The following is a 17,604-nucleotide window of genomic DNA, read 5'->3' on the forward strand; positions in this document are numbered from 1 at the left end:
CATGTCAGAGCAGAAGCTGTCGCTACCCGAATTCACGGCGCTGGTCGTCTTGGCCGTGGAAGCGGGAGAGATCTCCAACACCGAGCTCAAGAAGCGCTTCAGCCTGACGATTGAGAAGAAAAGTCGGCTCAAGCTGAACGAGCTGAAACTGGTGGACAGCTGGAAACAGGGCCGCACGTACGTTCACGTACTGACCGACCGGGGCTGGGCTCGCCTGGCCGAGGACCTGAGCGAGGGCTCGGTGCCGACGCTGCCCGGCTCGGCGGGCAGCATCGCCCGCGCGCTGCTCGGCTGGCTGCCCCTCTACCTGCGGCACTCCGACCAGCGACTCGCCGACGTCTTCCAGCCGTACGACGACGCACCCGAAGATGCCCGGTCCGGGGGCACCGGAGACGCGGAATCCAGCGACACACCGACCGATTTCGCCCCGAGCGGGATAGCTCAGCCGGAGGATCTGGAGGCGCGTGTCCGGGCCGCCTACGCCGAGCTGGCGCCCCGGCCGGGCTCCTGGGTGGGGCTGGCCAGGCTGCGGCCGCTGCTGGGCGACGTGCCGAGAGGGCAGGTGGACGAGACGTTGATCAGGATGGAACGTCTGCCTGACGTGAACCTCGTCCCCGAGTCCAACCAGAAGACCCTCACCCCTGGCGACCGCGAAGCCGGAGTGATCATCGGGGGGCAGGAGAAGCACCTGCTGTGGATCGGTGGGGCATGACAGACGCCAAGGCGCTCACCGCCCTGAGCTTCAACTACACCGAGGGCGCCGACGACGTGTGGCGCCCCTCCCCCTTCCATGTGGAGGGCCTGCACGGCGGCTCGTCGAAGATCCTGCTCGACGGCCTGGCCGAGGCACGCGCCCAAGCGGACGGCAGCCCTGTCGGCGTGGTCGTGCAGGGCCAGCGCGGCACCGGCAAGACGCACCTCCTGGGCTGGCTGCGCGAGATGACCCAGCGGGAGGGCGGCTACTTCGTGCTGGTCGGCCTGCTGGACGCGAAGGGCTTCTGGGAGAGCACCGTGGTGTCGATCCTGGACAGCTTCTCGCGGGTGGGCGAGGACGGGGAGTCGCAGCTCAGGGTGTTCCTGTCCCGCCTGGCGTCGTCCGTCGACGTGTCGCGGATGACCCGGCGGGCGGTGACGGGCAGGAAGGACGTCACCCGGGAGGAGCTCGACTCCTTCATCGGCGCGCTGCGCCGCCTCGACGAGCAGGTCGGCAGGTGGTGCCAGGACACCGCGCGGGCGCTGGTGCTGTTCGCCTCGGCCGACATGGGGATGCAGGACATCGGCGAGGCGTTCCTGTACTCGATGCCCGAAGGGGAGCCCGGGGAGCGGGCCCGGTGGGGCATCCGGCCCGTCGACAAGACGCCGCAGGAGATCGTCAGGGACATCTCGCGGCTGCTGGCGCTCACCGGGCCGACCGTGGTCGCGATCGACCAGATAGATCCGCTCATCGCCCAGTCGTCGGCCGCGACCGATTCCGCCCTGTCCCCGGCCTCGCCCGTATCCGGCGTGGTCCTCGACGCGGGCGGGAAGCTGCTGCTGGAGCGCATCGCGGGTGGCCTGATGGCACTGCGGGAGGCCTCACGCAGGACGTTGACGGTCCTGTCCTGCCTGCCGAACAGCTGGGCGCTGATCCAGCAGGAGGCCGTCGACACGGTCCGCGACCGGTTCAGGGAAGCGGTCCAGCTCATGACCATCCCCGACGCCGACACCGCTCGCGAGCTCGTCGCCAGGCGGTTCGAGGCGCAGTATCGGGCAGCGGGCGTCGAGCCGCCGTATCCGACCTGGCCGATCCGGCCTGAGGCCTTCGAGCGGGTCCCCGGCATGACCCCTCGGCAGCTGCTCATCGCGATCGAGGCGCACATCAGGTCCTGCGTGCGGGACGACGAGGTCAGGGAGCTCGCGACCTTCGACGGCACCGCCGTAAGGGTGCCGTCCGCCCAACCGACGGCGTCGGAAGCGCTCACCGAGTCGGTGGCGCAGGCGGTGATCGAGCTGGACGCCCGGTTCGCCGCGTTGCGGGACGGGCGGCAGCCGCCGACGATCGACGGCGCGTCCGAGGACGTCCTGATGCCCGCACTGCTGGCTGCGGGCCTGTCGGCGTGGATCGCCGGGCAGGGCGAGAACGGCCTGGCCTTCACCGTGGACCCGCCGCCGAGCGCCAAACCGCCCCTGCACGCTCGGTTGCGCCGGATTCTGGACGAGTCCACCGAGGACGAGGAGCACTGGGCGTTCCGGTCGGTCACCGCGAACAACGCCATCGCGGCGCTGAACCGTATCCGCAAGGCGTCTGTGGCGGCTGGGCTGGACGCCGAGGTGCCCAAGAGGCGGCTCTTCCTGCTACGCAACCGGGACTGGTCGAACGGAGAGCGCACCCAGGAGGTCGTCGCGGCGTTCGAGCGCGCGGGCGGGCGGAAACTGACCTTCAACGGCGACGACCTGCGCGTCCTGGCCGCGCTCGACGAACTCCTCGCCGAGAACCCGCCCCACCTCGACACCTGGCTGTCCGTACGCGATCCGGCGGGCGACGTCAGCTTCCTCAGAGAGGCCCTGACGAAGATCTGGAGCGTTCCCACCACGCCGACGCCGGCCGCGGCCCCGGCGAAACCGCAGGACCGTGCAGACGATCCAGGCCGGGCGCAGGACCGTACAGTCGCCTTGCCCGCGACCAGCGGACCACCGTCGCCCTTCCCTACGGCGGGTCAGGGAACGGCGGGTCGGGGAACGGCGGGTGGGCAGCGCGACGAGGGACCCAGCGTCCCTGTCGGCAGGCGGATGGCCACCGGCGCGCAGGTGAGCGTGCCGTTGGAGGCGCTCAGGAAGCACACGGCGATCTTCGCCGGCACCGGCTCCGGCAAGACCGTGCTGATCCGGCGGCTGGTCGAGGAGTGCGCGCTGCAGGGCGTCTCCGCCATCGTGCTCGACCCGAACAACGACCTGGCCCGCCTGGGCGACCCGTGGCCGCAGCCGCCGCACGGGTGGCAGGACGGTGACGAGCGGAAGGCGGCCGACTACCTGGCGGGCACCGAGGTGGTGATCTGGACCCCGAGGCGAGGGGCCGGCCGCCCGCTGAGTTTCCAGCCGCTGCCCGACTTCGCGAGCGTGGCGGCCGACCCGGACGAGTTCACCGAGGCCGTGGAGGTGGCGGTGGCGGCGATCGCGCCGCGGGTCAAGCTGGAGGCCAGGACCGACAAGGCGCAGCGTGGGCAGGCGGTGCTCAGGAGGGCGCTGGCGCGCTACGGCCGGCGGGGCGGCAGGAATCTCAGGGGCCTGATCGAGCTGCTGGCCGACCTGCCGGACGGGGTGAGCGAGCTGGCGAGCGCGCCGAAGATCGCGGCTGAGCTCGCCCAGTCGTTGACCGCCGCGATGGACAACGACCCGATGTTCGGCGGCGGTGGTGAGCCGGTGGATCCGGGCCTGCTGCTGACCCCGTCGGAGGGGCGGCGGGCCAGGGTGTCGGTGATCAGCCTGGCGGGGCTGCCGGGCGAGGAGCAGCGGCAGAGCTTCGTGGGACAGCTCCAGATGGAGCTGTTCGCCTGGATCAGGCGGCATCCGGCGGCTGACCGGCCGTTGGGCGGCCTGTTCGTGATGGACGAGGCGCAGACTTTCGCCCCGTCGAACGGCCGGATCACGCCCGCCACCCGCAGCACGCTGGCGCTGGCGTCACAGGCCAGGAAATACGGCCTGGGCCTGGTCTTCGCGACCCAGGCGCCGAAAGGCTTGCACAACCAGATCCCCGGCAACGCCGCCACGCAGTTCTTCGGCCTGTTGAACGCCTCCGCGCACGTCAACACGGCCAAGGAGCTGGCTCGGGCCAAGGACGGCGACACTCCGGACATCGCCAAGCTGAGCGCCGGTGAGTTCTACGTGGCGCTGGAGGGCCGCTCCTTCGACAAGGTCCGGGTGCCGATGTGCCTGAGCCACCATCCGAAGGCGCCGCTCACCACGGAGGAGGTCATCGCCCGGGCGGCCAGGTAAAGGGGAGAGCGCTCTCTAAAGCGAGCGCCAGTGCCGCCACACGTTACATCCCAAGCTGAAGCGGCTCTTGACAACGCTTCCTGACAAGGCCAATCTCCTGTTCAGGGAGCGCTCCCCCCACGCTCCCCGAGACGGAGTCCGCATGTCCGCCTTACGACCGATCCTCATCCTGACCATGCTCGCCGCCCTGCTCGGCGGCGCGCCCCTCACGCAACAGCCCGCCTCGGCCGAGCCGGTGCGGGTGGCGGAGTTCCTCGCCGACTGCCCCTACAGTCACCGGCTGCCCGACGACCCGATCGTCTTCCCCGGCATGCCGGGCGCCTCCCACATGCACAGCTTCTTCGGCAGCCGTGTCACCAACGCCCACACGAACGTGAACGACCTGCTCAACGGCCCCACCAACTGCAACCCGGCCGTGGACAAGTCCTCCTACTGGGTGCCGACCCTCTACAACAACGGCGTCCCGGTCGAGCCGACCATCACCACGTTCTACTACCTGGGTGAGGGCGTGCGACCTGACATCACCGCCCGGATCCAGCCGTTCCCGCTCGGGCTGCGGATCGTGGCGGGCAACGCCAGGGCCACCGGGCCGGACTCGACCACCATCGCCCGCTGGTCGTGCCTGCACGCCGGGCACGTCGGCGCGTCCAAGGACTTCGTCACCTGCCCGTCCGGCACCATGCTGGAGTCGTACCTCGACTTCCCGCAGTGCTGGAACGGCCGTGACCTCGACTCGGCCGACCACAAGAGCCACATGGCCTACCCGGTCGACCAGCAGTGCCCGTCCAGCCACCCGGTCCCGGTGCCCAAGCTGCGCCAGGTGCTGCGCTATCCGGTGAGCGGCAACCCGGCGGGCTTCCGCTTGGCGTCCGGAGGCGGCTTCACCATGCACGGCGACTTCTTCAACGCCTGGCCGGTGGCGGAGCTGGAGCGCCGGGTGCGTGACTGCATCCGGCCGATCATCAAGTGCGGGGCCGACGGCCGGCCGTCGTGATTCCGGTAGGGCGGGCCTGGCGGCCTGCCCTACCCTTACCCGTTCGCGATGGTATGCAGGCGATCGCGATGGAATAGTCAGGGACGCACAGGGCAATACCTTTCGGCATTCGGCTGCTTGGGGGTTGCAATGGTCTCTGCTCGACGACTGCTCGGCCGGCTCGCGTACGGCACCCGCTACAACCGTGTGCCCTGGGGGCAACGGGTCTACGTCCGTCCGGGGGAGCGGATGGTCCGCGAGGCCCAGTGGCGATGGCGGTTGCGACGCGCCCCCATCATGTCGCTGGAGGACTACCGAGCAGACCTGCCGCTCGGGGAGATCGAGGAGTTCCTGAGCTGCATGATGTGCGGCGAGGCGAGCCAGCAGCCGCTGTTCGAGCCGACCGGCGGCGGCAAGTGGCACTACCGCGTCGTCCGCTGCCCGTCCTGCGGTTTCCTCTACCGCAACCCGAACGTGCGGCCCGAGCGGCTCGGCGACCTGTACGCCTCCGGCTACAGCAAGTTTCTGACCGGCAAGTACGCCGCGAACCGGCAGCGCCGCTACAACCTCACCATGCAGGCGTTCTCCCCCATTCTCGACCACGGGGAGGGGCGGCGGCTGCTCGACTTCGGCTGCGGCGCCGGGCTGTTCCTGGAGCTGGCCGAGCAGCGCGGCTTCGACGCCTACGGGGTGGACCTGTCACCCGACTCGGTCGCCCAGGCGAACGAGCGGCTGACCAAGGCGCGGGCTTACCACGGCGCGCCCCAGGACGTGCCGGAGATCGCGGCGGGCGGCTTCGACGTCATCACGCTCTGGTCGGTGCTGGCGCACCTGCCCAGGCCGCTGGACGACTTCAAGATGTTCCGCGAGCTGCTGGCGCCCGGCGGGGTGCTGCTCATCCTGACCGTGAACGCGCGCTCACTCCTGCTCAAGGCGTACGGGTCGGAGTGGAGCGGCTTCACCAAGAACCACCTGATGTTCTACTCCTCGGAGACGCTGCCGAGGCTGCTGCGCCGTACCGGCTTCGCGGGGGTCGGTTACGCCCCGAGCTACGGCGACACCATCGAGGCGGGCACCACCCGCCTGTCCGACTCGCTGCGGCAGCGGCTGCGCCGCACGGTCGAGGCGACCGACGGCGGCAACATGATGCGCGCGATGGCCTTCGCCGACGACGAGGCGATCATCCGCTGGGGCGACCGCCTGGAGATCGACCGCCTCCGGGAGGCCACCGTCAGCACGCCCCTGGACCTCACCGGCTCGGCGGGCCTCTGACGATCGGAACTTGTGGCTGCGAAGGAATAGTTGAAACGCTTACTGTTGCAGCATGGCTGCAACCCCAGAAACGGTGCACTGGCGGGGCGTGCACCACCTTGCCCTGGTCACTCCGGACATGGATGCCACCGTCCGGTTCTGGCACGGTGTGCTCGACGCCCGCCTGGTCACCACGCTCGCCGTCCCCGCCTTCAGGCACTACTTCTTCGAGGTGGGGACCGGCAACACCGTCGCCTTCTTCGAATACACCGACCATGAGCTCGACAGCTTCGCCAAACCCGCGGGCGTGCCGTACGCCAAGGCCGCGCAGTTCGACCACCTGTCGCTGCACCTGCCGGACGAGGACGCCCTGGTACGGCTCCGCGACCGGCTCAAGGAGCACGGCTGCGAGGTCACCGACGTCATCGACCACGGCTTCCTGAGGTCGATCTACTTCAGCGATCCCAACGGCATCGCCCTTGAGGCCTCCTGGTGGACCATCGACCCCACCGGCAGGCCGGTCGACCACGCCGACGAGCGCCTGTTCGCCGACCCCGACCCGGTCCCCGCCGTCCGCGAACTCCGCGAGCACGGCCGCCTGACCCACACGGTCAGCACCCGCCTGGTCGACGGCATCGTCGAGGACCTCCGCCGCGAGGGCATCACCCTGGAACGCTGACGATCCCCGGCCGACTCCGGCGTCGGCCGGGCCGATCTCCAGGCCGATCTCCAGGCCGATCACCGGCGGGTGCCCAACGAACGCGCACGAAGTTGCGTCTTGACTTGACCAGCTGTAGTTATGGCTTCACGCTCAGTGGCGTACAAGTTCATGCCCCCCGAAGACCAGGAGACCAAGGCATGGCAACAGATGCCTTCGACGAACCGGTTCCGGCATCAGCCATACGTGGACAGCGAGTCCTCGACCTCCTGGACAAGGCAATCAACGTCCAGAGCGCCCTGGTGCGCAAGAACATCGCCCGTGCCCGCCAGCGGAACCCAGAGGCGACACCAGCACAGGTGATACGCCATCTGGAGCGGATGTACGTCAGCGCCCTGACCGGGACGGGTGCTGCAGTTGGAGGAACCGCAGCCGCGCCCGGCGTCGGCACCGGAGTCGCACTGGCACTGTCGGCAGGCGAGGCTCTCTCATCTCTTGAGCTGAGCGCCCTCTTCGCGCTCTCGATCGCCGAAGTCCACGGAGTCCCGATCGACGAGATCGAGCGCCGCCGCACGATCGTGATGGGAATCATGCTCGGCGGGACCGGCTCCGCCACCATCACCAGGGCCGCCGAGCGTACGGGGCAACACTGGGGACGTCAGGTTGTCGCCAAGGTGCCTGTCGAGACGTTGCGTCAGATCAACAGGATCTTGGGGAAGAACTTCGTCACGAAGTACGGGACCAAGCAGGGAATCATCGTTCTCGGTCGAGTGGCACCGTTCGGTATCGGCGCTCTGATCGGTGGTGGCACCAACGCCGCCATGGCCGCTCTGACAGTGAGGGCCGGTCGTCGCGCATTCGGCCCACCCCCGACGTCGTGGCCCTGACTCACACTCCATCGCAAGGGCGCGGAGCGATCGCGCCACTTGACCTTGTCCCGCGCGATCGGCTCGTCGTAGCTGAACGGCCGGCACGGCTGTCCGGTCTCTTGCCACCAGCGGACCTGGTCTCGATGAGCGGATCCTCGGCCGACCTGGAATTGGTACTCAAACAGTCGGCAATATCGGCCCTTATCGCGAGTACCAATTCCTGTCAGGCTCAGTGGCATGACAACGACAGCGACCCGCTTCGACGGCCGGCTCCTCACGCCTGGCGACGTTGGCTACGACACCGCCCGTACTGTCTGGAACGCCATGGTCGACCGGCGTCCACGCATGATCGTCCGCGCGTCGGGCGTCGCCGACGTGGTCGCCGCCGTGCGGCTGGCCCGGGAACTGGACCTGGAGATCGGCGTGCGCTGCGGCGGCCACAACGTCGCCGGCTTCGCCGTGCCTGACGGTGGTTTCATGATCGACCTGACGCCCATGGGCGGCGTGCGGATCGACCAGGCCCGTCGCCGGGCGCGGGTGCAGGGCGGCGCGCTGCTCGGCGCACTGGACCGGGCGTCCCAGGCGTACGGCCTGGCCACCACCGCCGGCAACGTCTCGCACACCGGCGTCGGCGGGCTCACGCTCGGCGGCGGCATGGGCTGGCTGGCCCGCCAGCACGGCCTGGCCTGCGACAACGTCGTCTCCTACACCATGGTCACCGCCGAGGGGGACGTGGTGACCGCGAGCCGCACCGAGAACCCCGACCTGTTCTGGGGCCTGCGCGGCGGTGGCGGCAACTTCGGCATCGTCACCGAGTTCGAGTTCCGGTTGCATCGCACCGGCACGCGGACGCTGGTCGCCGAGTTCGACTTCCGCGCCGAGGACGCCGTGCCGGTCATCGAGGGCTGGCGCGACCTGAACGCCGTCGCGCCCCGGCAGGCGACGTTCACCGCCAGTGTCGGCAGCGGTCCCGACGGCCCGATCGCCACACTGGGGTACGTGTGGGTCGGCGACCCGGCCGAGGGCCGCCGGCTGCTCCCCGCGATGCGGGCACTCGGGCGTCCGGTCGCAACGCGCGTCACCACACCGTCGTACCTCGAACTTCAGCAACGCGACGACTCCACCGGCGGCCACACCTACCGTCGCTATTCCAAGGGGCACTACCTGCGGCGATTCCCCACCGCGGCGATCGAGGCGTTCCTGCTGCGCGGCGGCGCCGACCTGAGCGCGAGCCCGTACCTGCCGAGCGTCGGCCTGCAGGCGCACGGCGGCGCGATCGCCGAGGTCCCGGAGGCAGACGCGGCGTTCAGCCACCGGGGCACGATGTTCGAGTTCGGCGCCGGCTCTCGCTGGACCGACCCGGCCGAGGACGACGCCAGGATGGGTGCCGCCCGCGCCGCCGGTGCGTCGCTCGAGCCGTACGCGAGTGGGGTGTACGTCAACTCGTTGACGGCCGACGAGCTGGCCGATGGGCAGCGCGGCGTACGGCGGGCGTACTCGGCCGCGAAGCTGGCCCGGCTGACCGCGGTGAAGACCGCGTACGACCCGGCCAACGTGTTCCACCTGAACCAGAACATCCGCCCGGCACACTGATGCGCCGGTGGAGCTCCGGCGCGGGATCAGGGTCCCCGTACCTCCCGGATGGCCGCCGCCAGCAGTGCGACCCCCTCGGCGATGGCGCTCTCGCCGAGGATGGCGTAGCCGAAGATGAGGCCACCCGGCCCGGTGCCGGCGATCCGGTACGGGCCGACGCCGTGGATGCCGAGCCCATGCCGGGCGGCGGCCGTCACCACCGCCGCCTCATCCAGGTCGGGCGGGAGCCAGGCGACCACATGCTGCCCGGCGGCGACGCCGGCCGGTTCCAGGTCGGGCAGGTGAGTGCGCAGGGCGTCGAGCAACGCGTCGCGGCGGCGGCGGTACACCGGACGCATCCGGCGAAGGTGCCGGTCGAACTCGCCGCGCGCGAGGAAGTCGGCGAACGTCAACTGGTCGATGACCGGCGAACCGCGGTCGGCGAGCACCTTCGCCGCGGCGACGTCGGCGACCAGGTGGGGAGGCACTACCAGCCAGCCGAGCCGCAGCCCCGGCGCGAGCGTCTTGCTGGCCGTACCGCAGTAGACGACATGATCGGGCGCCAGGCCCTGCATGGCGCCCACCGGCGACCGGTCGTATCGGTACTCCGCGTCGTAATCGTCCTCGACCACGATCGCGTCGCGGCTCTTCGCCCAGCGGATCACCTCCGCCCTCGCCGCAGCCGGCAGCACTCCCCCGGTGGGCCACTGGTGCGACGGCGTGAGCACGACCGCATCGGCGTCGGCCCGGTGGAGCGCATCGACCTGAACGCCGTCCGGCCCTACCGGGATGCCGACCACGTCCAGACCGGCGGCGCCGGCCAGCACCCGGGCGTCGTCGTTGGACGACGGGTCTTCCAGGGCGATCCGCGTGGCGCCCCGCCGGACGAGCACCTGGATCAGCAGGGAGATGCCCTGCCCATAGCCGTTGCAGATCACCACGTTGCCCGGGACGGACGAGGTGGCGCGCACCCGGTTGAGGTAGTCGCACAGGGCACTGTGCAGCTCCGGCACGCCACGCCCGTCGAGGTAGGCGAACCGGTCGTTGGGCGTGGTGGTGAGCACGGTACGAACCGAGCGCAGCCAGGCGGCCCGGGGGAACTGCGACACGTCGGTGCGCCCGTACCCGAAGTCGACCCTGAAGCCGGCACTGAGACCGGCACTGAGACCGGCGCTGGAGCCGGCGCTGGAGCCGGCACTGCGCGCGGCCGGGCACGCCGTCGAAGTTGCGGCGCCCGCGCCGGCGGTGGCCGGCGGCATCGACGCCGCGACCTGGGTGTAACCGCCCGATCGGCTGGCGAGGTAGCCCTCGGCCACGAGCTGCTGGTAGGCCTCCACGACCACCCCGCGGGAAACCCCGAGGCCGGCCGCCAGGGTGCGGGTGGGTGGCAGCGACGCGCCCGCCCGCAGCCGGCCCGCCTGGATGCTCGCGCGGATGGACGTCTCGATCTGCCGGTGCAGTGACACCCCGGCGTCGCGGTTCAGCTCGATGAGCAGATCCTCGGCCGGCCCTGAATCGGTCCTCAATCGGCCCACAGGATCGGACCTTATCGGCGTGTACCGATTCCTGCCAGGCTGGGCGGCCCTGCCGGGGCCGGGTTCCGTCAGACCGTGCTGAAGGTGCGCGGGAGGGCGAACCAGGTGGCTTTGCCCATCCGCTCGGGGCAGGTGAGGTAACGCTGCGGGTGGTAGCCGTAGAAACCGTCGGACAACGCCGCCACGATGTGCAGGCCCCGGCCGCGTTCGGAGTCGTCGTCGGGGATGCGTGGGGTGGGCAACGGCTGACCGCTGTCCACCACCACGCACACGATCTCCCTGAGGCCCGCGCTCAGGGCCAGCTCGTACGGCGCGTCCCCGTACAGGAGGGCGTTGGTCACCAGCTCACTGACCATCAGCACGGCGTCGGCGATGAGCTCGGTGTCCATCTCCAGCTGGGTGAGCACGGTGCGGATGGTCGTCCTGGCATGACCTACCGCCTGGGCGTCGCCGTCCAGCGGCCACGCGAAGTGCATGCGGTTCTGCGGAGCCGATCGCAGTGTGGTCATGTCGTCCCTCTCCTCAACGGGGCGGAAGGGCCCGTCTGGCGAGCACCGTCCAAACCTGTACGCACGAGGAGAGGACCCGGTTGAACCTCCGGGGTGACAATGTGATTACGGACCGCCAGGCGACTCAGCCCTCGGCGTCGGGAATCAGCACCGCGGCCGCTAGGTCTGGGAGACGATGACGATCCCCAGGCACATCTCGTCGCTGGTGCCCTCGCCCCACACCACGTAGCGGGGCTCAAGCTTGCTCAGCTCCGGCAGCATCGAGCGCAGCTTGGCGTCGTGGGTGCAGGTCACCCGGACCACGTCGCCCTTGTCGGCGGTCACCGGCTCGGGCAGCGGGCGCAGCGCCTGGTCGTCGAAGTTGTACTTCGGCACGTCGAGCAGCGTCCGCGCCTTGTCGGTGCCGGGGTTGAGCTCCACCTTGATGGATCGGCCGAGCAGGTGCATGTGACCGGCCAGGGCGTGCACCTTCACGGGGCCCTCGATGGGGAAGTCGCAGTGCTGCGTCGGCCCGGGCTTCGGCTTGCCGCACGCCTCCGCGAGCCCGCCCACCTGGGCCTCGGAGCCCTGACCGAACCGGCGGCCGACATCCTTGACGGCGGTCTCCCGGTCGCACAGCGGGCCGGACTCCTCCTTGGTGCAGGGCAGCTCCACCGGGGCCGGGAACAGCGCGGTGTTCAGCTCCTTGACCTTCTTGCCGGTGACCCGCAGGCGGATCCCCGACCGGTCGGAGCCGGACTTCCCCTCCACGTTGAGCGTGTTGTAGTGCACCTGCATGACCAGCTTGCTCCCCGGCGGCATGGGGTAGCCGTAGGCCGAATCGAGCAGGACCTCATTGGTGCCGGGCGCCCAGTGCGCCACCCACGCGGCCTCCTCGATCCCGGCGTCACCGAAGCAGGTCCACCCCTGGCCGGGAGTGCTCTGGTCCCGCCGGTTCGCCTCGGCCGCCTGCTCCGGACTCAGCCTGAAGAAGATCGCATGGTGCACGATCTCGGCGTTCTGCGGCTGGAACTGGGCCCCCGTCAGGAACGCCTGCTCGGTCAGCCCCGGGTCGATGACGAAGCACCGGTAGTCATCGGTCCCGCCCCCCGGCGCCGACGGCGTGTACGGCTCCGCCATCGTCAGCGACATGAAACGCTCCCCGTCGCGCAGCGGCGAGGTCACCGGGGCGGCCTGCTGTCCTGTGTGCCCTGTGTGGCCGGTGTTCCCGGTGTTCCCGGTGGCAGCGGGCTTCGGCGGCGTGACTCCACATGCGGCGAGCAGGACGGCCACGGCCAGGGCGGCGGCCGTCCGGGTGAGTGGGTTCATCACTCAACTGTGACCCGCGAGACGGCCGGGGGCATCCTTCCCAAGGACGTTTCCATGGTCCTCCGGCAGGACGGGCCACCCACACCCCTGGTCTTACCGCCCGGCGAGGCCGGTGTGGGCGACGCCGCGGATGATCTGGACGAACACCACGAGCAGCGGCAGGCCGGCGAGCATCACCAAGGCCATGATCTGGGCGTACCGCAGGCCGAAGGTGCCCTGGACGACGTTGGCCAGGCCCACCGGCAGGGTCATCGTGTTCGGGTCGGTGGAGACCAGGAAGGGCCAGAGGAAGTGCGCCACATGCGGGGGTCGCCGAACGCCTCGGCGTAGTTGGCGAACCCGACGAGATGGTCGTTGCTGCCCGCGATGTTCACGCTGGAGAAGCTCATCCGCAGGCCGGGCAGCGTCGGCCAGACCAGGAAGGCCACGTACACCAGCAAGAAGGGAGCCACGAGCAGCAGCCCGTGCTGCGTCCAGCTCCGGTGGACCTTGGCCTCGGCGAGCGGAGCGCTGCCGACGGTGGGGGCGGCGAGGAGGGCGAGGCCACCGCCGAGCAGGTGCCGGCGGGCAATGGTGGGGGATGCCTGCACAGTGGCCTCTTCCTTCACCGAGCTAACGTTCGGCCATGTTCTCGCTAACATTCGAGGGAGTCGGGCAGCCTGGCTGACGGGGTGGCGCCGGTCTCCGGCAACGCCCGGCAGAGGGGGCGTCCGGGGCGCGATCACGCTGCGCTGACCGCTGGGGTTAACCGAGGGTTAGCGGTAACAAGCGTGCTGTCAAGGGTCCGTCGGCAAGCGCTTGCCGCCCCCCTTGACCCACACTCCTGATAGCGCTAACAATCGGGTCACCCGCATGCGCACCAAGGAGCCGCCACCGTGCACCAGGCACATCTCACGATCGACCCCGCGTTCCGGGTCGCCCCGGTCCGCCGCCGCACCTTCGGCGGCTTCGTCGAGCACCTGGGCCGATGCGTCTACACGGGCATCTACGAGCCCGGCCACCCCGCCGCCGACGACGACGGCTTCCGGCGCGACGTCCTCGACCTCACCCGCGAGCTGGGCGTCTCCACCATCCGCTACCCGGGCGGCAACTTCGTCTCCGGCTACCGCTGGGAGGACGGCATCGGGCCCAAGGAGAACCGCCCCCGCCGGCTCGACCTGGCCTGGCACAGCACCGAGACGAACGAGGTCGGCGTCGACGAGTTCATGCGCTGGTGCCGCAAGGCCGGGGTGGAGCCGATGATGGCCGTCAACCTCGGCACCCGGGGCATCCCCGAGGCCCTCGACCTGCTCGAATACTGCAACCACCCGTCCGGCACCGCGCTGTCGGACCTGCGCGCGGCCCATGGCGCCAAGGAGCCGCACGACATCCGGATGTGGTGCCTGGGCAACGAGATGGACGGCCCCTGGCAGACCGGGCACAAGACCGCCCGCGAGTACGGCCGGCTCGCCGCCGAGACGGCCCGCGCCATGCGCATGGTCGACCCCGGCCTGGAGCTCGTCGCCTGCGGCAGCTCCGGCTCCGGGATGCCGACCTTCGGCGCCTGGGAGGCGACCGTGCTGGAGGAGACGTACGACGTCGTCGACTACATCTCCTGCCACGCCTACTACGAGGAGAAGGACGGCGACCTCGGCAGCTTCCTGGCCTGCTCCACCAACATGGACTACTTCATCCGCTCGGTCGTCGCCACCGCCGACCATGTCGGCGCCAAGCTGAAGTCGCGCAAGCGGATCGACATCTCCTTCGACGAGTGGAACATCTGGTATCAGTCGCGCTTCCAGGCCGCCGAGCCGGGAACCGACTGGCCGATCGCCCCGCCGCTGCTGGAGGACCACTATCACCTGGCCGACGCGGTGGCCTTCGGCGGCCTGCTGATCAGCCTGCTGCGCAACAGCGACCGGGTGACGTCCGCCTCGCTCGCCCAGCTCGTCAACGTCATCGCCCCGATCATGACCGAGCCGGGCGGCCGGGCCTGGCGGCAGACCATCTTCCACCCGTTCGCCCAGGCCTCCCGGTACGCGGCCGGCGACGTGCTGCGCGTCGAGCCGGTCTCGCCGCTGTACGACACGGCCGAGTTCGGTGAGGTGCCGCTGCTGGACGCCGTCGCCACCCGGTCAGACGAGGGCGTGACGATCTTCGCGGTGAACCGTTCGACGGACACGCCGCTCTCCCTGCAGATCGACGCCCGCGCCCTCGGCGGCGCGCGCATCGTGTCGGCCACCACGCTCACCGACCCGGACGTGCACGCCCGCAACACCGCCGACGACCCCGACCGGATCGCCCCCCGCGCCAACGACGACATCGAGCACGACCCGATGCGGGTACGCCTGCCCCCGGTGTCCTGGAACGTGATCCGGCTCGCCTAACGGCCGACGCAGGGGCCGGTGCTCTCCCGTACCACGAGCTCCGGCTCCACCAGCCGCCGGGTGGTGTCCTGCGCCGTGCCGGCCATCCGCTCCAGCAGCAGGTGGAAGGCGTGCCTGCCGACCTCGCCGAACTCCTGCCGCACCGTGGTCAGCGGCGGCCAGAAGTAGGCCGCCTCCGGCACGTCGTCGAAGCCGACGACGCTCACGTCCTCCGGCACCCGCCGGCCGGCCTCGCGCAGCGCCCGCAGCATGCCGAGCGCCATCTGGTCGTTGCCCACGAACACCGCCGTCACCGACGGGTCGACTGCCAACCGCCGGCCCAGCTCGTAGCCGGAGCGCGGGCTCCAGTCGCCGCGCAGCGGCTCGGGCACCGGCCGGCCCTCCGCCTCCAGGACTGCGCGCCAGCCGTCGATCCGGTAGTTGGCGTCCAGCCAGTCGACCGGCCCGCCCAGATGCCAGACCGTCTCGTGGCCGAGGCTGAGCAGGTGTTTGGTCGCGCGGGCGGCTCCGGCCCGCTGGTCGACGGTCACCACCGGAACCGGGATGTCCTCCCCCGCGTCCACCGCGACCACGGGCAGATCGGGCGGCAGGTGGCGCAGCCCGTCGGCCGCCGACTCGTGCGGCGCGAGGATGACCACCCCGTCGACCGACTGGGCGCGCAGCCGGTGCACGGCCTCCTGGATGGACCGGCGGCTGAGGATGCCCAGGCTGGCGATGCTCACGCTGTAGCCGCTGAGCCTGGCCGCCTGCTCGATGCAGTAGAGGGTGGAGGCGGGACCGTACAAGGTGGTGTCGATGCTGACCACGCCGAGCACGCCGGAGCGGCCCGTGACGAGCTGGCGGGCGGCCGAGTTGGGCCAGTAGTCCAGCTCGCGGACGGCGGCGAGGACGCGGGCGCGCGTCTCCGCGCGCACCCTGTCGGGTGCGTTGAGCACCCGGGAGACCGTCATCGCCGAGACCCCGGCGAGCGCGGCGACGTCGCCGAGCACCGCGGGCCTGCTGCGCGGGCTGCTCTCATCCGACCTCGTGGTCATGCGTCAACGCTAACAGCCGATTGACCGCGCGACTTCCGGCAGATTACGTTCTCGGGAGCACGCGGGCGGCCGAAGGAGAACACGTGAACCTGCCCGAAACCGGGAGAACGGCCGACGACCTGCTGACCGAGCTGGCCAGGCTCAAGGAGCACGACCTGCCCGTGCGGGGCGGGCAGGTGACCTCCTACGTGTACGACACCGGGCGGCCCGAGGTGCACGAGGCGGCGGCCCGCGCCTACTTCGAGATGCTGGAGGTCAACAGCCTCGACCCGACCGCCTTCCCGAGCGTGGTGGAGATGGAGAAGCAGGTCGTCGGCGCGGTCGCGGACCTGCTCGGCGGCGGCCACGGCATCTTCACCAGCGGCGGCACCGAGTCGATCATGCTGGCGGTGAAGGCCGCCCGCGACGAGGCGGCCCGCGACCGGCCCAACCTGGTGCTGCCCGTCACCGCCCACCCCGCCTTCCACAAGGCGGCCCACTACCTGGGCGTCGAGGTCAGGCAGGTGCCGGTGGACCTGGCGACGTACCAGGTGTCCGCGCGGGCCGTGGCGGCGGCGATCGACGATGGCACGGTGCTGGTCGTCGTGTCCGCGCCGTCCTATCCGCAGGGTGCGATCGACCCGGTCGAGGAGGTCGCCGCGGTGGCCGCCGCGGCGGGCGTGCGCTGCCACGTGGACGCGTGCGTGGGCGGCTGGCTGCTGCCGTGGCTGCGGGAGGCGGGCGCGAAGGTGCCGCCGTTCGACCTGTCGGTGCCGGGTGTCACCTCGCTCTCCTGCGACCTGCACAAGTTCGGGTACGCGCCGAAGGGGGCCTCGGTGGTGCTGTTCGCCGATCCGGGGACGCGGCGCAGGGCCTACTTCGCCTCGGCGGCCTGGCCCGGTTACACGATCATCAATGCCACCGTGCAGAGCTCCAGGTCGGCGGGTTCGCTGGGCGGCGCCTGGGCCACCCTGCAGTCCCTCGGCAGGCAGGGTTACGTGGAGCTGGGCCAGGCCACGCTGGAGGCGGCGACCAGGCTGCGGAAGGGCATCGCCGCGATCGACGGTCTGCGGGTGCTGGGCGAGCCGGAGTCCACCCTGATCGCCTTCGCCGGGGACGGGGTGGACGTGTTCGTGCTGGCCGACGAGGCTCGGGCGCGCGGCTGGTTCCTGCAGCCGCAGCTCTCGTACGCGGGCATCCCCGCCAACCTGCACATCACGGTCACGGGGGTGACGCTGGCAGGGGTGGACGCGATGCTGAAGGTGATCGCCGAGTCGGCTGAGGCGGCCCGGCGGCTGGGTCCCCCGGCCGTGCCCGACGGGCTGGTGGAGCTGATCACCGGGCTGGACCTCGACGCGCTGGACGACGCGACCTTCGCCGAGCTGGCCGCCTCTGTGGGGGTGGACCTGCGGCCGGGGGCGGGGCAGCCCAGGATGGCCGTGGTCAACGCCGTGCTGGACGCGCTTCCGGCGGAGCTCAGGGAGGCAATCCTGGTGCGGTTCCTGTCGGTGATCTACGGGTAGTACCGTTTGCGGTCGTGCTCCCGTTACCACACCCTCTCCTCGCTGCTCGGCCAGC

At 70.6% G+C, this 17,604-nt stretch carries 15 protein-coding genes; 9 read left to right on the plus strand and 6 right to left on the minus strand.

The window, feature by feature from the left end; all coding sequences use genetic code 11:
• Position 1: 1 nt before the first annotated feature.
• From ACIBQX_RS22960 to ACIBQX_RS22990, 7 genes are all read left to right on the plus strand, one after another.
• Positions 2-712, plus strand: coding sequence for a hypothetical protein (locus ACIBQX_RS22960; protein WP_397007623.1), 711 nt, complete (start codon positions 2-4; stop codon positions 710-712).
• Entirely contained in the window at positions 709-3,972 is a 3,264-nt protein-coding gene (locus tag ACIBQX_RS22965) for a helicase HerA domain-containing protein (protein WP_397007625.1), read from the plus strand. Before ACIBQX_RS22960 ends, ACIBQX_RS22965 begins: the two co-directional genes overlap by 4 nt.
• Before the next feature lie 142 nt (positions 3,973-4,114).
• The gene (locus ACIBQX_RS22970) at positions 4,115-4,966 is read left to right on the plus strand and encodes a DUF1996 domain-containing protein (protein ID WP_397007627.1); all 852 of its coding nucleotides are present in this window, start codon (positions 4,115-4,117) and stop codon (positions 4,964-4,966) included.
• Between the two features lie 129 nt (positions 4,967-5,095).
• Positions 5,096-6,217, plus strand: a complete 1,122-nt coding sequence (locus ACIBQX_RS22975; RefSeq protein WP_397007629.1) for a class I SAM-dependent methyltransferase — start codon at positions 5,096-5,098, stop codon at positions 6,215-6,217.
• A gap of 52 nt (positions 6,218-6,269) precedes the next feature.
• Complete coding sequence (locus tag ACIBQX_RS22980) at positions 6,270-6,875, plus strand: VOC family protein (RefSeq protein ID WP_397007631.1); 606 nt, start codon at positions 6,270-6,272, stop codon at positions 6,873-6,875.
• A gap of 179 nt (positions 6,876-7,054) precedes the next feature.
• Positions 7,055-7,741, plus strand: a complete 687-nt coding sequence (locus ACIBQX_RS22985; protein WP_397007633.1) for a hypothetical protein — start codon at positions 7,055-7,057, stop codon at positions 7,739-7,741.
• A gap of 219 nt (positions 7,742-7,960) precedes the next feature.
• Positions 7,961-9,316 carry an FAD-binding oxidoreductase gene (locus ACIBQX_RS22990; RefSeq protein WP_397007635.1) on the plus strand — a complete coding sequence of 452 codons (1,356 nt, stop codon included), beginning with the start codon at positions 7,961-7,963 and terminating at the stop codon, positions 9,314-9,316.
• A gap of 26 nt (positions 9,317-9,342) precedes the next feature.
• Here ACIBQX_RS22990 and ACIBQX_RS22995 read toward each other — a convergent pair whose 3' ends face one another.
• The 5 genes from ACIBQX_RS22995 to ACIBQX_RS23015 all read right to left on the minus strand — a co-directional run bounded on the left by ACIBQX_RS22995 (position 9,343) and on the right by ACIBQX_RS23015 (position 13,237).
• Entirely contained in the window at positions 9,343-10,821 is a 1,479-nt protein-coding gene (locus ACIBQX_RS22995; protein ID WP_397007637.1) for a PLP-dependent aminotransferase family protein, read from the minus strand.
• Between the two features lie 77 nt (positions 10,822-10,898).
• Positions 10,899-11,339, minus strand: a complete 441-nt coding sequence (locus ACIBQX_RS23000; RefSeq protein WP_397007639.1) for an ATP-binding protein — start codon at positions 11,337-11,339, stop codon at positions 10,899-10,901.
• Positions 11,340-11,498: 159 nt separating this feature from the next.
• Entirely contained in the window at positions 11,499-12,647 is a 1,149-nt protein-coding gene (locus tag ACIBQX_RS23005) for a monooxygenase (RefSeq protein ID WP_397007641.1), read from the minus strand.
• Between the two features lie 93 nt (positions 12,648-12,740).
• On the minus strand, positions 12,741-12,899 hold the full coding sequence (locus ACIBQX_RS23010) for a hypothetical protein (protein ID WP_397007643.1): 159 nt from the start codon (positions 12,897-12,899) through the stop codon (positions 12,741-12,743).
• Complete coding sequence (locus ACIBQX_RS23015; protein ID WP_397007645.1) at positions 12,896-13,237, minus strand: hypothetical protein; 342 nt, start codon at positions 13,235-13,237, stop codon at positions 12,896-12,898. Before ACIBQX_RS23015 ends, ACIBQX_RS23010 begins: the two co-directional genes overlap by 4 nt.
• 285 nt (positions 13,238-13,522) lie before the next feature.
• Here ACIBQX_RS23015 and ACIBQX_RS23020 point away from each other — a divergent pair, with 285 nt between their 5' ends.
• A complete protein-coding gene (locus tag ACIBQX_RS23020) occupies positions 13,523-15,013 on the plus strand; it encodes an alpha-N-arabinofuranosidase (RefSeq protein WP_397007647.1) in 1,491 nt (496 codons plus the stop codon).
• Here ACIBQX_RS23020 and ACIBQX_RS23025 read toward each other — a convergent pair.
• The gene (locus ACIBQX_RS23025) at positions 15,010-16,047 is read right to left on the minus strand and encodes a LacI family DNA-binding transcriptional regulator (protein WP_397007649.1); all 1,038 of its coding nucleotides are present in this window, start codon (positions 16,045-16,047) and stop codon (positions 15,010-15,012) included. The genes ACIBQX_RS23020 and ACIBQX_RS23025 overlap by 4 nt on opposite strands.
• Before the next feature lie 83 nt (positions 16,048-16,130).
• On the opposite strand from ACIBQX_RS23025, the gene ACIBQX_RS23030 reads away from it, so the two are divergent.
• Positions 16,131-17,549, plus strand: a complete 1,419-nt coding sequence (locus ACIBQX_RS23030) for a pyridoxal phosphate-dependent decarboxylase family protein (RefSeq protein ID WP_397007651.1) — start codon at positions 16,131-16,133, stop codon at positions 17,547-17,549.
• Positions 17,550-17,604: the final 55 nt, after the last annotated feature.

Source organism: Nonomuraea sp. NPDC049714 (assembly GCF_044465295.1).
GTDB lineage: Bacteria > Actinomycetota > Actinomycetes > Streptosporangiales > Streptosporangiaceae > Nonomuraea.

Bases quoted from the DNA above. Each gene is read 5' to 3' on its own strand.
- ACIBQX_RS22970 (WP_397007627.1), top strand. From the start codon at position 4,115: ATGTCCGCCTTACGACCGATCCTCATCCTGACCATGCTCGCCGCCCTG.
- ACIBQX_RS23005 (WP_397007641.1), bottom strand. From the start codon at position 12,647: ATGAACCCACTCACCCGGACGGCCGCCGCCCTGGCCGTGGCCGTCCTG.
- ACIBQX_RS22960 (WP_397007623.1), top strand. From the start codon at position 2: ATGTCAGAGCAGAAGCTGTCGCTACCCGAATTCACGGCGCTGGTCGTC.
- ACIBQX_RS22985 (WP_397007633.1), top strand. From the start codon at position 7,055: ATGGCAACAGATGCCTTCGACGAACCGGTTCCGGCATCAGCCATACGT.
- ACIBQX_RS22965 (WP_397007625.1), top strand. From the start codon at position 709: ATGACAGACGCCAAGGCGCTCACCGCCCTGAGCTTCAACTACACCGAG.
- ACIBQX_RS23025 (WP_397007649.1), bottom strand. From the start codon at position 16,047: ATGACCACGAGGTCGGATGAGAGCAGCCCGCGCAGCAGGCCCGCGGTG.
- ACIBQX_RS23010 (WP_397007643.1), bottom strand. From the start codon at position 12,899: ATGACCCTGCCGGTGGGCCTGGCCAACGTCGTCCAGGGCACCTTCGGC.
- ACIBQX_RS23000 (WP_397007639.1), bottom strand. From the start codon at position 11,339: ATGACCACACTGCGATCGGCTCCGCAGAACCGCATGCACTTCGCGTGG.
- ACIBQX_RS22975 (WP_397007629.1), top strand. From the start codon at position 5,096: ATGGTCTCTGCTCGACGACTGCTCGGCCGGCTCGCGTACGGCACCCGC.
- ACIBQX_RS22990 (WP_397007635.1), top strand. From the start codon at position 7,961: ATGACAACGACAGCGACCCGCTTCGACGGCCGGCTCCTCACGCCTGGC.
- ACIBQX_RS22980 (WP_397007631.1), top strand. From the start codon at position 6,270: ATGGCTGCAACCCCAGAAACGGTGCACTGGCGGGGCGTGCACCACCTT.